15 protein-coding genes are annotated in these 13,365 nt (G+C 49.0%); 8 read left to right on the top strand and 7 right to left on the bottom strand.

The features are described 5' to 3' along the window. The first annotated feature begins 112 nt into the window (after window positions 1-112). The 5 genes from tkt to PJF56_RS02695 all read left to right on the top strand — a co-directional run bounded on the left by tkt (window position 113) and on the right by PJF56_RS02695 (window position 5,522). On the top strand, window positions 113-2,116 hold the full coding sequence (gene tkt / locus PJF56_RS02715; protein WP_283761103.1) for a transketolase: 2,004 nt from the start codon (window positions 113-115) through the stop codon (window positions 2,114-2,116). Between the two features lie 117 nt (window positions 2,117-2,233). Next, window positions 2,234-2,416, top strand: coding sequence for a hypothetical protein (locus tag PJF56_RS02710; RefSeq protein ID WP_283761102.1), 183 nt, complete (start codon window positions 2,234-2,236; stop codon window positions 2,414-2,416). A 271-nt stretch (window positions 2,417-2,687) separates the two neighbouring features. Then, window positions 2,688-3,359 carry an Npun_F0813 family protein gene (locus tag PJF56_RS02705; RefSeq protein ID WP_283761101.1) on the top strand — a complete coding sequence of 224 codons (672 nt, stop codon included), beginning with the start codon at window positions 2,688-2,690 and terminating at the stop codon, window positions 3,357-3,359. Between the two features lie 128 nt (window positions 3,360-3,487). Next, window positions 3,488-4,432: a hypothetical protein gene (locus tag PJF56_RS02700; RefSeq protein ID WP_283761100.1), complete on the top strand. Its 945-nt coding sequence runs from the start codon at window positions 3,488-3,490 to the stop codon at window positions 4,430-4,432. A 127-nt stretch (window positions 4,433-4,559) separates the two neighbouring features. After that, complete coding sequence (locus PJF56_RS02695) at window positions 4,560-5,522, top strand: hypothetical protein (RefSeq protein WP_283761099.1); 963 nt, start codon at window positions 4,560-4,562, stop codon at window positions 5,520-5,522. Here PJF56_RS02695 and PJF56_RS02690 read toward each other — a convergent pair. Both PJF56_RS02690 and PJF56_RS02685 read right to left on the bottom strand, forming a co-directional pair. Further along, on the bottom strand, window positions 5,519-5,782 hold the full coding sequence (locus tag PJF56_RS02690; protein ID WP_283761098.1) for a lipopolysaccharide assembly protein LapA domain-containing protein: 264 nt from the start codon (window positions 5,780-5,782) through the stop codon (window positions 5,519-5,521). The two genes, PJF56_RS02695 and PJF56_RS02690, sit on opposite strands and share 4 nt — an antisense overlap. A gap of 98 nt (window positions 5,783-5,880) precedes the next feature. Further along, on the bottom strand, window positions 5,881-6,585 hold the full coding sequence (locus tag PJF56_RS02685) for an ROK family protein (protein ID WP_283761097.1): 705 nt from the start codon (window positions 6,583-6,585) through the stop codon (window positions 5,881-5,883). A gap of 72 nt (window positions 6,586-6,657) precedes the next feature. On the opposite strand from PJF56_RS02685, the gene PJF56_RS02680 reads away from it, so the two are divergent. The 3 genes from PJF56_RS02680 to PJF56_RS02670 all read left to right on the top strand — a co-directional run bounded on the left by PJF56_RS02680 (window position 6,658) and on the right by PJF56_RS02670 (window position 8,590). Beyond that, window positions 6,658-6,915 (top strand): DUF6737 family protein, encoded by a 258-nt coding sequence (locus tag PJF56_RS02680; RefSeq protein ID WP_283761096.1) that lies wholly within the window; start codon window positions 6,658-6,660, stop codon window positions 6,913-6,915. Between the two features lie 109 nt (window positions 6,916-7,024). Beyond that, complete coding sequence (locus tag PJF56_RS02675; protein WP_283761095.1) at window positions 7,025-7,321, top strand: DUF565 domain-containing protein; 297 nt, start codon at window positions 7,025-7,027, stop codon at window positions 7,319-7,321. 168 nt (window positions 7,322-7,489) lie between these two features. Continuing rightward, complete coding sequence (locus PJF56_RS02670) at window positions 7,490-8,590, top strand: tetratricopeptide repeat protein (RefSeq protein ID WP_283761094.1); 1,101 nt, start codon at window positions 7,490-7,492, stop codon at window positions 8,588-8,590. A 77-nt stretch (window positions 8,591-8,667) separates the two neighbouring features. Here the strand turns inward: PJF56_RS02670 and PJF56_RS02665 are convergent, their stop codons facing one another. The 5 genes from PJF56_RS02665 to PJF56_RS02645 form a co-directional block, all read right to left on the bottom strand. Then, window positions 8,668-10,134 carry a Fic family protein gene (locus tag PJF56_RS02665; protein ID WP_283761093.1) on the bottom strand — a complete coding sequence of 489 codons (1,467 nt, stop codon included), beginning with the start codon at window positions 10,132-10,134 and terminating at the stop codon, window positions 8,668-8,670. Next, window positions 10,131-10,811 (bottom strand): 2-C-methyl-D-erythritol 4-phosphate cytidylyltransferase, encoded by a 681-nt coding sequence (ispD, locus tag PJF56_RS02660; protein WP_283761092.1) that lies wholly within the window; start codon window positions 10,809-10,811, stop codon window positions 10,131-10,133. The genes PJF56_RS02665 and ispD overlap by 4 nt, the downstream gene beginning before the upstream one ends. 210 nt (window positions 10,812-11,021) lie before the next feature. Then, on the bottom strand, window positions 11,022-11,363 hold the full coding sequence (locus PJF56_RS02655; RefSeq protein ID WP_283761091.1) for a hypothetical protein: 342 nt from the start codon (window positions 11,361-11,363) through the stop codon (window positions 11,022-11,024). A 245-nt stretch (window positions 11,364-11,608) separates the two neighbouring features. Then, complete coding sequence (locus PJF56_RS02650; protein ID WP_283761090.1) at window positions 11,609-12,610, bottom strand: zinc-dependent alcohol dehydrogenase family protein; 1,002 nt, start codon at window positions 12,608-12,610, stop codon at window positions 11,609-11,611. A gap of 16 nt (window positions 12,611-12,626) precedes the next feature. Beyond that, window positions 12,627-13,364 carry a 2-phosphosulfolactate phosphatase family protein gene (locus PJF56_RS02645; protein ID WP_283761089.1) on the bottom strand — a complete coding sequence of 246 codons (738 nt, stop codon included), beginning with the start codon at window positions 13,362-13,364 and terminating at the stop codon, window positions 12,627-12,629. Window position 13,365: the final 1 nt, after the last annotated feature.

Here is a 13,365-nt window from a genome sequence, read left to right as displayed (position 1 = left end):
GATCCCCCTAATGGGAACATGGGTGTAGACCCTGGGCTAATCCCAAGCCCTTGAACTTGGAGACCATTTACCAAGTCCAGCCTCTGTACAACAGTATAATCAGCAAAGAACTATGGCCGTTGCAACCCAATCCGTTGAACAACTCTGTATTAACTCGATCCGCTTTCTAGCCATTGATGCCGTTGAGAAAGCTAAATCGGGTCACCCCGGCTTACCCATGGGAGCTGCTCCCATGGCGTTTGTGCTGTGGGATCAATTCATGCGGTTTAATCCCAAAAATCCTAACTGGGTGAACCGCGATCGCTTTGTCCTTTCTGCGGGTCATGGCTGTATGCTTCAGTATGCCCTGCTACACTTGACGGGCTATGACCAAGTGACCCTAGAAAGCTTACAACAATTCCGCCAATGGGGTTCGATTACCCCCGGACACCCGGAAAACTTTGAGACCGAAGGTGTAGAAGTGACCACTGGCCCCCTAGGACAAGGGATTGCCAATGGGGTCGGTTTGGCCATGGCGGAAGCCCACCTAGCCGCTAAATTCAATAAACCGGATGCCCCACTGATTGACCATTACACTTATGCAATCATGGGTGATGGTTGTAACATGGAAGGAGTGTCGGGTGAAGCCTGTTCCTTAGCTGGACATTTAGGACTGGGTAAACTGATTGCCTTCTATGACGATAACCACATTTCCATTGATGGTCATACGGATATATCCTTCACCGAAGATGTAGGCAAACGATTTGAAGCCTATGGTTGGCATGTCCAGCATGTGCCGGATGGGAATACGGATTTAGAGGCGATCGCCGCAGCTATCCAAGCGGCAAAAGACGTAACCGATAAACCCTCCCTGATTAAAGTGACCACCACCATCGGCTACGGTTCCCCCAACAAAGCCAATACCCACGGTGTCCACGGAGCAGCCCTAGGAGCCGATGAAGTCCAAGCCACCCGCGACCATCTGGGTTGGTCTTATCCTCCCTTCGAGATTCCCCAAGAAGCCCTTTCTCGCTTCCGTCAGGCGGTTGACAAAGGAGCCAGCGCTGAAGCCGAATGGAATCAAACCTTTGCCACCTACAAAACCAAATATCCCCAAGAGGCAGCCGAATTTGAGCGCATGACCTCTGGAACCTTACCGGAAGGTTGGGCAGATGCCCTACCGAGCTACACCCCAGAGGATGGGGGAATGGCAACCCGCAAACACAGCTATACCGTCCTCAATGCCCTGGCTCCTGTCCTGCCAGAATTAATCGGCGGTTCGGCTGACCTTGCGCCCTCCAACTTAACCCTGATGAAAGTGTCTGGGGACTTCCAAAAAGGGCAATATGAGAACCGGAACCTACGGTTTGGGGTACGCGAACATGGCATGGGAGCCATCTGTAATGCGATCGCCCTGCACAAAACTGGACTCATTCCTTACGGCGCGACTTTCCTGGTATTTACCGACTATATGCGGGCTGCCATTCGCCTCTCCGCTCTCTCTGAAGCTGGAGTGATTTGGGTAATGACCCACGACTCCATTGCCCTGGGAGAAGATGGCCCTACCCACCAACCGGTAGAAACCGTGGCTTCTCTGCGAGCTATTCCCAACCTGTTGGTGATGCGTCCAGCAGACGGAAATGAAGTATCGGGAGCCTATAAAGTGGCGATCGAAAATCGCGATCGCCCCACCCTATTAGCCCTCACCCGTCAAAATGTACCGAACCTTAAGGGTAGCGGAATCGACAAAGTTGCCAAAGGCGGATACGTGCTATCCGACTGCGAAGGCACACCCGATCTGATTCTAATGGCGACAGGAAGTGAAGTCTCTCTTTGTGTAAAAGCCGCAGAAAAACTGAGCGCTGAAGGTAAAAAAGTGCGCGTGGTTTCCCTCCCTTGTTGGAAACTCTTTGATGAGCAAGATGAAGCCTATCGCGAATCCGTATTACCCAAAGCCGTGACCAAACGCTTGGCCGTCGAAGCCGGTACACGCTTTGGTTGGGATCGCTATCTCGGCTCAGAAGGCGATATGGTCAGCATTGACCGCTTTGGCGCGTCTTCTCCCGGTGGTACAGCCATGGAAAAATTTGGCTTTACCGTGGAGAATGTGGTCGCTCGTGCCCAGGCTCTCGGATAGTCTCCAATGGCAGGGTTAACCCTGCCGAATCTCCCATCACGAAGAAGGATGTCAAATCCTTCTTCGTGTCTTTCCTTTGATCTGAACTGACGGTTGAGCAGGCATCAGGACAAACCAATGACTCAAGAAACCTGGGGACTGCTCCTCAAAGTCCTATCCACATCTGTACTCATTTCTGTGGCAATTAAGTATGGAGGCAGTTGGCTTCCCCTAGGGGCTACGTCCATCAGTGCCCTGATATTAATCCTCTTGCCTACCCTAGTGATGTTGGCGATTTTTAGCTGGCGAGGCTTCCCTTAATCTGGCTGTTGAGTGTTAATTCTTAGCCATTAGGGGCAAAATTTTGTGCTAATGAAGAATAAGCCGGTATTCTAGAGTTAGAGCGAATTATCCATGCAGATTATAATTCGTACTTAACTCTCTGTGCGATCGCTCAAACCGGTGTTAGAGGCATTGGGCCTGACTCCGGCATCAGCTAAAATCTGCCCCAGGAGGGAATCTCTATCAAACCGTCTCGCTCAACGGCCCTCGCCCATTCTCTTCCTCTGATAGGAGTCAACTAGCAGCGCCCATGTTTATTCTCAAACGGCAGGATGTTGAACTATCTAAAGTTCAGCACCCCAGCGCAGAACAACCCATCCCCATCCTTACCTATCAGGGACAAACCTATCGCCTGCTCAAAGTATTTGAATCCCATCAAGCAGAAGAAGCGAAAGCCCTGTGGCGGGATTTAATTGACAATAAAGGGAAAGTCTCTGTATTACTCCAAGAACCGGAACGTCATAGCGTTTGGGGTAAAATTCGCCTCGATCAACTCGGTGGAGAAGGCTCAAGTTCGGATCAGGCTCTGCCGTTCCTGTTCACTCAAGGGTGTTTTTTAATAGCCCAAGCCGTGGCGATCGACATTGAAGACCTATTGGGGCCCAAACAAGCGAAAGCCTTTGAAAAAAGCCTGATTGAAGTCTTTCGACAATGGAATTTACCCCATGCTAACTCGCAATCTACCATTGTACAACTGATCACAGTCGATCCCCTAGAAGATGGCTTTCCCACGAATGCTTGGAAAGAAGTGGATCTGAGTAACTTTTTGCGGGAAGTCCATCGCTTAGGAAAAGAATACTTTGGTAATACCAGTTTTACCGTGGGAGCCATGGAAGTTTTAGAGGATTTGCCAGATAGCGATCGCCAGCCCTTTATGAAGTGGCTGCAACAATCTGGATTAGCCAAAGTCTGGCAAAGCTAAAAAAACTATCGCGATCTAGGGGTCAATGACCTCAATTTAACTTAAGATGATGTCAATAACCCCTCAAACCTGCTAACCTTGGTGTTTACCTCCAGCGGCCAAAACCTGTCATTGTTCAGGGAATTTTTATGAGTAGTTCTGCCCAAAAATCATCAAAATCCATCCTAACCACCCAATCCATTATCTTAGCTGGAATTACTTGGGGTATCCTTTCTCTGCTCTTCTTCCTGCTCTTTAGTGCTAACCCCCCAGATTGGTATTCCCCCCTAACCTACATTTTTGGATTTGTCAGTAACCTCGCAGCAGCGTTCCTGTGTTTTAGAAACTGGCAAAGCCCTCAAATCGTCAGCGGCCGAAGTGTTTGGCTCGGTATTGGTCTAGGAATGTTCTTTTATTTCCTCGGCGATATCCTCTTTGGAGTATGGGAGCTAGGATTTAATCAAGACCCGGCTGTATCCCCGGCTGACTTTTTCTATGTGATTTCCTACATTTGTCTGTCAGTGGGTATGTTTTTGGCCGTCACCACTCGACGACTGAATCTCGAACCGAAACAATGGATGATTGTGGCTGGCATTTTCCTGACTTCAACTTTGTTAGCAGTTTGGCTGTCTCTACCGACCTCCATGGATGCAGAAGCTCCCGCCTCAGAGCCAACGGCTGAAGTGGTTGCTGAAGCGCCTGCGGCTGCGCCCTCAGAAGAGTCTCCAGAGACAATGGCCCCACAAGTCGTGCTAAAAATGGAAGAGCAGCTCCAACCGCTAGAACCGTTTGTGACTTTGCTCTATACCATGTTGGATGTGTTGCTCTTAATTGCGGCAAGTACCGTATTACTGGCCTTTTGGGGCGGACGAACCTCCCAATCTTGGCGGATGATTGCAGCGGCTGCCTTTTGTCTCTATATTGCTGATATGTGGTTTAAGTATGCGATTGCTCGCGTACCCGACTACGAGAGTGGCGGACTTCTAGAGATTTTTTGGATCTTTAGCCCGATTCTATTTGGCATTGGTGCAGCCCTAGAATTTGACTTGTCTACTCGCTCAACCCGCCGGAGTCGTAGACGTGGATCGAGTTAGTGCGATCGGCTTCTGTGGAAAATCAGTTTCCTTTCCAGCCCTTGATTCGGTATTGTGGAAAAGAGATCATTCTTACAAGCAATGACTTGGTGTTCTCCTGCTGTATTGTCTGCGGTGAAGTAGTCTTATGTCTCCAAGAAAACTAACAGAATCGGAAAAAGTCGATATCATCAAAACCTATCGTGAGACAGTAGAGACCACTTCAACATTGGCAACTCGCTATAGTGTTAGTAATTCTACGATTAGTCGGTTGCTCAAGGCCCGTCTGCCCGCAGCCGAATATGAGAGTTTGGTACAGCAAAAACGGGCGGCGGCTGGTAAGGGGAAAATGCCCACTGTGCCCAGTGAGACCCCATCTCAACCGACTCAATCTTCTCAACCGGAAGTGCAGAAGGTGGAGCCGAGTATTCCAGAATCTGATGAGACTCCTCAACCGACAGAAGAACAGGGGTTATCTTCAGAGCGGCGACCTAAACTCCGCAGCCGCTCCGATCCTTCTACCGATCCTTCTACCGATCCTTCTACTGAGAGCCAGGAACGGGTGTCTCATCCTTCCATACCTGGGTTGACTCTTCTGCGCTCCGATCTTGACTCCGATGAGGGGGAGGGGGATGAGGATGAGGATGAGTATTACGCCCAAGCGAGTACGTTACGGGAATTACTCGGAGAAGATTTGGATGAGGAAGATCTCGATGAGGATGAAGAGGACGATGAGGATGAGGATGAGTATTACGAGAGTGGTCAATTTGCTCTCCATGGCGGTATCCCTGCCCAAGTTGAGGTTTTACCTCTCTCAGAAGCGGTTTTGCCGAGAATTTGTTATTTGGTGATCGATCGCACAGCAGAGTTGATTACTCGTCCTTTAAAGGAGTTTGGAGAGCTGGGACAAATTCCTTTAAAGGAGGTGGGTGAACGTACTTTGCCGGTGTTTGATAATCATCGGGTGGCTCGCCGGTTTTCTCGGCGTAGCCAGAGGGTGATTAAGGTTCCTGATAGCCGGATGTTACCGAAGACTAGCCCCTATTTGTATGCGAAGGGGATTACACGGTTATTGTTTGATGGCCGGGTCTATGCTTTGGATCGGAATTAATCCCACCTTGATTCGTCTAGATCTTCAGGTTCAGAGAGGGGGGAGGGGCGATAAGGCTTGTTCCCCCAGGGCACAATCAGAAGACCGGCAAGCAGTCCTAGGGAGGCGCTGAAGGCTAAGAGGATGCCGATGGGGATCTCTACAGACTCAAAAAGGAGAAATTTGAGGGACACGGGGGTGGCATTCTGAACGGAGAGAATGGCGATCGCACTAATCCAAATACTCAGAAGCAGACTCAGGCTGAGATGACGGGCTATCATATGTGGAGCAAAGATCGAGAAGGGTACTCTTGTTAAGGGATTATACAGGGCCTTGGGCGATAGAGCATTTTTGTCTGCTATAAGATACAGTTTTGATATTACTTCCAGAGGGCAATTCCGCCTAAAAGTCCATTAATGTTAGCAACAATACTGACATTTGCGGGGAGTTTAAGGTCTACTTTTTTGGCTTCTCCTCCCCCTAAATAGAGATGATCGTAGTTAAAGAGGTGTTCGAGTTTGGCGATCGCCTTTTTCAAGCGCTTATTCCATTTTTTTGTCCCAATTTTCTCTAAGGCTGCTCGTCCTAATTGTTGCTCGTAAGTTTGTTTTTTACGGAAAGGATGATGGCCGCCTTCCAGGTTCGGAACCAGTTTTCCATCGACAAACAAGGCGGTTCCAAAGCCGGTTCCTAGGGTGATCACCACTTCCACTCCTTCACCGCAAATGGCTCCAAAGCCTTGAATGTCGGCATCATTAGCAACTCGTACCGGTTTCCCCAAAGATTCCGAGAGGGTCGAGGCGAGGTCAAATTCACCCCAATCGGGATCAAGGTTAGCAGCAGTATAAACAATACCGTGGCGGACGACTCCGGGAAAGCCCACGGAGACTCGATCAAAGGCTCCTGCTTGTTCGGCTAAAGCGGCGATCGCCCCCAAGACGGCTTCTGGTTTAGGGGGTTTGGGAGTCTGCACCCGCACGCGATCGCCCATGGGATGACCTTTGCGATCCAAGACCATCGCCTTAATCCCACTGCCGCCAATATCAATGGCTAAAGTCCGATCCGTTGATTTCGATTTTGCCATAGTTTCCCATTCCATTTAGAAACATTTCCGATACAATAAAACTCCGATCGCACCCAAATTTTTCTGTTTCCCATGTCTGAACCCCTTCCCTCAAAACCCGTGAGCGTTTGGCACTATAAGCCCTGGTGGTGTCAACCCTGGTCTATCATTTTAACCGGAGTTACGGCGATCGCCCTGAGTTGGCTCATTTTTCATCGCTGGTGGTTTTCTCTCATTGTCTCCCTACCCATGCTCGCTTGGATGGGCTATTTTATCCTCATTTGGCCCAAACTGATCCAACAGAGTGGTCTGTTACCCCTCGATCCACAGGGGGATCGATCTAAAACTTAGGGCGCTTTGGTCAAAATGGAGTGAATGGTTTACTCTTAAATTTAGCACTGCACGCGATCGGGAGGATAGGGTTACGCAGAATACTCGTCTGAATGAACTCTTCAACGTTTTGGGTCGGGAGGTCGCTAGGGTATTACGCAACCCTTGGCGGCGTTTGTCCTTACTGACCATTAGTTTTTTATTCGGTTTCTTTCTGGGTACAGCCCTATCCACGATCGCCGGTCAAAGGGCAGAACAGGATATCCTGGTGGCAGCAATTTTGGTCATTGGGATCGAAGTCTTAAATCGTCTCATTTATGGCTCTAAACTGTGGAGTGAAGATCGCCTCTGGCGAGATGTAATCAATGGGTTGAAAATTGGCTTGGTATATAGTTTATTCGTCGAAGCCTTTAAATTAGGCTCTTGAGGATGGGGAATGGGGAAAAGGCAATAGGCAAGCTAGCAATAGGCAAAAGGGAATGGGCAAGAGTTGATCTTCGCCATCCTCCCGATCCCTGCACTACTTGCTGGAATCCTAAAGAAAGAGTAAAGTTTCTTTACAAATCCCTCACACACGCTCTGTTGTTGATCGACTATGCACAAATCCAGCTTATTCTTGGCCACTCTATTGGTCTGGGGAGGTTTTCAGGGGGTTGCGCCCTTGGCAGTCCAAGCCTCTGAAGGGGTAGAATGGCTCGCCCAGCGATCGCCCAATAATGCCCAACTCGATGCCCTGTTGGAACAGGGGAATCAATTGGTCGAAGCCAGAGATTATCCTAGGGCCATCCAAGTTTTTCAACAAGCCCTTAGATTAGATCCCCAAAATGCTCGCCTCTATTCCGGTATTGGCTATCTGCAAGCCATGCAAGGCAATTTTGGCGAAGCTGCTCGGGCCTATCGTCAGGCGGTGATCTACGATCGCCAGAATGGAGACTTTTACTATGCCCTCGGCCATAGTTTAGCCAAGATTGGCGATAATGCAGCAGCCCAGATTGCCTATCAACAAGCCATTCAGCTAGACCGGAACAATTTAGAGGCCTATCTGGGTTTAGGGGTGGTGCAATGGCGACAGAATAATTTTGCCGCCGCGAAACAAACCTATGAACAGGTACTCAGTGCCGATCCTCGCAATTTTCAAGCCCATGAGTTACTCGGAGCGATGTACCTCAAACAGGGGCAACTTGATGATGCTATTCAACACCTACGACAAGCGGAACAACTTAATCCTCGTTCGGGTAGCATCCAGGTCAAGTTAGCGAGTGCGTGGTTAGCTCGCGGTAATGTGGATTTAGGGCGCGAAGCGTTGGATAGAGCGGCTCAACTGGATTCTCGGAATCCGGTGATTTATATGACCATTGGTAAAATTCAAGAGAGCTTTGAGAATTGGCCGGAAGCCTATCGAGCCTATCAACGGGCGGTATCCTTGGATCGGAATTTGGTGGATGCCCATCGAGCCATGGGGGATATTCTGATGCAACGGAATGATATCCTGTTGGCGATCGCCACCTATCGTCAAGTCGTGCAATTAGCGCCCCAAGATCCCCAAGGCTATTATAAGTTGGCTTTAGCGCTTAAAGAGCGCGATCGCACACAGGAAGCTCGTTCCATGCTAGAACGCGCCCTACAACTCTATCAGGTAGCTGGCGATCGCGAGGGCATTGATCGGGTTAAAACCTTGATGGAGGAGTTAGATTGATAATGAACAATTAACAATTAACAATTAACAATTAACAATGATTCATTTGTAGGGGCGATTTTTTTTCACCCCTGCTTCTAAATGCTCTTATTCCAATATTCCAAACCAGTCAAAATCACCTCTTCTAACCACTGCTGAAAACGTTTAATTAAGGTCTCTTGTGCATCTGCATAGGAAAATTGGAATGGAGAATCAGTTAAAGACTGAATCTCGCTAATATTGCGCTCTCCTTCCTCCCCATTATCCCTATGATAAGCACATGCAGTACAGACGAGTAATCCTTGATATTCACGACCAAGAACATGAAAAGATAACAGAATCGTTGTGGCTGCACCTACATTGATCGCTAATTGTAGCCAACTGTGATAAGGGCGAAGATTGGCAAAATAATCCAACTGTTTCGCGGTTTCTAAAACTTGATAGCGATGGTAGTCCGATCGCCGATCGCCAATGGGGGCAGCTACGGTAAAGATGGATGCATTATCGACCACATTTTGCAGCGATCGCCGAATTTCCTCCGCTATGGCTTGTAAGCGATCGGAAGCTATATCAAAAAGAATTGAAGCAAAATATTCCACTTTCTGACACCGCTCTTGCCGAGAAGCTGACTGATTCTGCTTTAACTTTTCGGCAATTGAAGCAATAATAACTTGGGTGCGTCTACCCTCAGATAGCACTTGTTCTGATAAACCCAGACTTCTTAAAAAAGCTTGTTTTTGACTCTTCGCAAAGAGATTCACTAAACTTGACAAATTCCCCCGATCGCCCTCTTCCAGTGCCGCAATATAAACCGCACGATCGTCACGGGTGAGAACCAAAGGAAACCAACTCGCTTGGATAAACACTAAACTCGCTAAACATCGAGCTACCCGACCATTTCCATCTTGAAAGGGATGAATTTGGGTAAAGCGATGATGCAACCAAGCAGCTTCAATTTCAGGAGGAATATTTTCAGCGCCATGTTGATGATGCAGTGAGATCAGCCGATCCATTTCCGAGGCTACTTGTTCCGGGGGGCAATATTCATGCACTGAACCATCGAGTCGTAGAGGATTATTCGGTTGACGTTTATAATCGCCTTTAATTAAGGACACTTGAAATATTTGGTCGCTGAGTGTATCTAGGGCTTCTATACTGTCTTGACTTTGAGTTAACAGTTGATGGAGTTGCTTGATATAAAACGTGGATAAGGTTCGTTGTCCCCCGACAAAATCAAATAACCCTTCGATCGCCGCTTCTTGATCTTTAATCAGCGAAATCACCTGTTTAACGGGGCGATCGGTCGAACCATGGGGAATGAGAGCCTCATTAATTCCCTGCTCAATCAGTAGACGAGTAATCCCGCGATCGATGGTGTATAAACGCTCAATAATTCCAGTTTCGATCGCGATTTCCCGCCGCAGTTTGTCGTTAAACGTTTGAAATTCACCGGACTGACGCAATCGATCCGCTTGCTCGTTCCAAACGGTCACCAGGGGCGGTAATTCCGAACTGGCAAGGGTTTTCCAATTTAGGGGTAAGTCTTCGATCGGTTGCCAGGTCACGATCGCTGTTGCAGAATGCGCTCGGCGATGGCCAAATCAATGGGCGTAGTCACCTTAATATTAGTTTCTTCTCCCCTAACAATTTTGACCGGTAACTGGCATTGCTCAAAAAGGGCAGCATCATCGGTAACTTCCCAGCCATTCGCCCGTCCCTTATCATGGCAGGTTTTGATCGCCTCTACCGCAAACCCTTGGGGAGTTTGGGCAGCCCAAAGATCGGCGCGGTTAGGGGTACTTTCAATCCAGCCATCGCCATTAACCACCTTAATCGTATCCTTGACGGGGATAGCCGCAATTAACCCCTGGCACTCTTGAAGGGCGATCGCGCATCGGTCAAACAAATCCGGAGTCACCAAACACCGGGCCCCATCATGGATCAAAACCCCTTTAGCGCCCTCTGGCAGCGCCTGTAAGCCGTTGTAAACCGATTCTTGGCGCGTTGAACCCCCCACAATCAAATGGACGGGTTTTTGCCCGCCTAAGCCGCCGATAATCTCCTCAAACGCCGAAAAATCCGTCGGTTGTCCCATAATGCCGATCCACTCAACGGTTTCGGCTGCTTCTGCGGCTCGTAGCGTCCAAGCCAGCAAGGGATCGCCCAATACCGTTAACAGCATTTTATTGCGATCGCTGCCCATCCGCTTCCCCATCCCTGCTGCTGGAATCAATACATGCATAATCGTTATCAATTAGAAAGAATGATTAAAAATGGGTTGGTAGGGGCGAGTTTAACCCATAGCCAGGACACTCACCAGTCAATGTTATAAACCCGCCCTCTTTCTCTGTATCTCATTTATATCTCCGTAGTTTATCATCTATCATACACAACAGGTTTTTGTTATCGAAAAATTTGGGTAGAAACCTCGTCCTTTACGGACTCTTGCCCCTTACCCACCATATTCATAACCTTCTTCATAGCCTTTGACATAGCCCTCTGCCCATCCTTGAATCAGGGGACGGGGATTGGTGTTCATCAGCATTTGATAATTATTTTGGTTGGGTTGATTCGCTTTTCTGGCTGCTACACCGGCTTCAAACCCTTCGTTAAAACCTTCATTAAAGCCTTGATAATACTCGGCATTTCTGGGACGAGTATCAATGGTCTCTAGTTGGGCGCGGATTGTTGCTGGAGAAAATGGGTTTTCTGAGGGAAGGGTTTGAGCTTTGAGAGGTAGGTAGGTGGTTAAACTCAACAATAAGGTGGTAATCGATAGCAGTTGGTATTTCATAACCCTGATACTCCGGTAAGCTTGATATCTTTACTTTCACCGAATTGGGTATGAAGGGGGGCGCAGATCGTGCCACTTTTAACGCAGGCGCAAGTGGACAGGGGGTAAAGGGTTCTGGAAAGACGGGTTGAGGCGATCGCCTTCAGGACAGTTGCACTACTGGCGATCGATGTTTTGCCTAATTCCCTATTCCCTCCCCCTAGCTGGTAACCATTACCCGGCTGTTGGGTGAGTCCACTAGACCTCTATTCTTCAATTAACAGGGCAATTTTGCCCATCATTGAGCCTTTCTCTAGCAGCTCATGGGCGGCTGCGGCATCTCTGAGGGCAAAGGTGGTTCCTAAATGGATTTTCAGGTCTCCCCGATCGATTAAACGGGCGCACTGCTGGAGAATTTTGGCTTGATCTTGTTGGGCAGATACCAGACTTTGCACCATGGGGGTGAGCATTAACTCTAAACTTATGCTTAGATTTCGATCTCTGGCAATTTTCCAGTTGGTATCGGCAGCAGGGGACAGAATAGTGACCAGGTGACCATAAACCCGGACGGCGGGAAAGGTTTGGGCAAAGGTTGACCCGCCTACGGTATCGAAGGCTATGTCAACCCCTTCTCCAGATGTCCAGTTAAGGGTTTCTTGAACAAAGTCCGTATCTTTGTAAAAGATGGCTCGGTCTGCCCCTAGGCTTTGCACAAAGTCTGCTTTTTCTACGGAGCCAACGGTAGTACAAACGGATGCCCCTTGCAGTTTGGCCAGTTGTACGGCTACGTGACCGACTCCACCCGCACCAGCATGGATGAGGACAGTTTGGCCGGGTTGGAGACGAGCGCGGTCATAGAGGGATTCCCAAGCCGTAATTAGCACCAGGGGCGCGGCGGCGGCTTCAGCAAAGCTGAGGGAGGTAGGTTTGTGGGCTACAAAGAGTTCATCGACCGTGGCATATTGGGCGTAGTTTCCCGGATGGCCACCGATACCAGCGTTGCAAAAATAGACCGGATCGCCCACTTTAAAGTTTTCGACTGCCGATCCGATCGCCTCCACTATTCCTGCCCCATCACAACCGAGAATGGCGGGCATTCGATCGGGGTACAAGGTTCCTCGTTTCCGTAGCTTGGTGTCAATGGGGTTGACTCCGGCAGCTTTCAGACGAATGAGCAGTTCCCGGTTTCCTTCGAGTTTAGGTTCGGGAACATCCTGGAGTTGTAGCACGTTTGGCCCTCCAGGAGCCGTCATAACAATAGCTTTCATCAGCACCTCCGAATAATTAACGATGGGATACTAAAACTCCAGGTTCTTTCTGAATGGGTAAAACATAGACACTATCGAGCTGGGCGCAATACTCGATGTCTTCCATACCATTTAAGCCAAGTAAGCGCTTGCCATGGCTGGCTTGTTGCAGCAGATCGACTAATTGTTCTTGCCATTGACGATAGAGGGCAACAGCAGCGATCGCCTCGTCGTTGATTTCCGAGACGGGAGAAGAGAGGGTAAATTCCGTTAACAGACTATGGGCGATCGCCCCAGCACAAACCGTATCTTCTAAGGAGAATTTCCCTTCCCATCCCGATCCCACGATCCAAATGCTCTCCGGTTGGTGGCTAGTAATATAATTGACGACTGATTGGCGATTAATTAAGGCTCCGGTGAGGACAGTTTTGGCCGCTTCTACCCGTTGCAGAGCGCGAGTCCCATTCGTTGTACTCATAAAAATACGCTTCCCTTTGACGACCTCTGGAGTACAACTTAAGGGAGAGTTCCCCAAGTCACATCCTTCAACCTTTGCTCCACCGCGCTCTCCAAACCGGAGACGCTTGTCTTGGGGCCATTGGGCGCTAACATCCATCAGTTTTTGGATATCGCTAAAGACTTGCACCGCTTCTGCCCCAGCGTGGAGGGCAGTGGCAATGGTAGTTGTCGCTCGCAGGACATCGACGGCGATCGCACATTCGGGTAAATGATCGGTAGGGGTTAATTCGGGCGTATGGTAAACAAAGAGTTTCACA

The sequence above is a fragment of the Roseofilum halophilum BLCC-M91 genome (assembly GCF_030068445.1).
GTDB lineage: Bacteria > Cyanobacteriota > Cyanobacteriia > Cyanobacteriales > Desertifilaceae > Roseofilum > Roseofilum halophilum.
This window is presented reverse-complemented; position numbering and strand designations above follow the sequence as displayed.

Bases quoted from the DNA above. Each gene is read 5' to 3' on its own strand.
- PJF56_RS02710 (WP_283761102.1), top strand. From the start codon at position 2,234: ATGACTCAAGAAACCTGGGGACTGCTCCTCAAAGTCCTATCCACATCT.
- PJF56_RS02705 (WP_283761101.1), top strand. From the start codon at position 2,688: ATGTTTATTCTCAAACGGCAGGATGTTGAACTATCTAAAGTTCAGCAC.
- PJF56_RS02680 (WP_283761096.1), top strand. From the start codon at position 6,658: ATGTCTGAACCCCTTCCCTCAAAACCCGTGAGCGTTTGGCACTATAAG.
- PJF56_RS02655 (WP_283761091.1), bottom strand. From the start codon at position 11,363: ATGAAATACCAACTGCTATCGATTACCACCTTATTGTTGAGTTTAACC.
- ispD (WP_283761092.1), bottom strand. From the start codon at position 10,811: ATGCATGTATTGATTCCAGCAGCAGGGATGGGGAAGCGGATGGGCAGC.
- PJF56_RS02650 (WP_283761090.1), bottom strand. From the start codon at position 12,610: ATGAAAGCTATTGTTATGACGGCTCCTGGAGGGCCAAACGTGCTACAA.
- PJF56_RS02700 (WP_283761100.1), top strand. From the start codon at position 3,488: ATGAGTAGTTCTGCCCAAAAATCATCAAAATCCATCCTAACCACCCAA.
- PJF56_RS02690 (WP_283761098.1), bottom strand. From the start codon at position 5,782: ATGATAGCCCGTCATCTCAGCCTGAGTCTGCTTCTGAGTATTTGGATT.
- PJF56_RS02685 (WP_283761097.1), bottom strand. From the start codon at position 6,585: ATGGCAAAATCGAAATCAACGGATCGGACTTTAGCCATTGATATTGGC.
- PJF56_RS02695 (WP_283761099.1), top strand. From the start codon at position 4,560: ATGTCTCCAAGAAAACTAACAGAATCGGAAAAAGTCGATATCATCAAA.
- tkt (WP_283761103.1), top strand. From the start codon at position 113: ATGGCCGTTGCAACCCAATCCGTTGAACAACTCTGTATTAACTCGATC.
- PJF56_RS02670 (WP_283761094.1), top strand. From the start codon at position 7,490: ATGCACAAATCCAGCTTATTCTTGGCCACTCTATTGGTCTGGGGAGGT.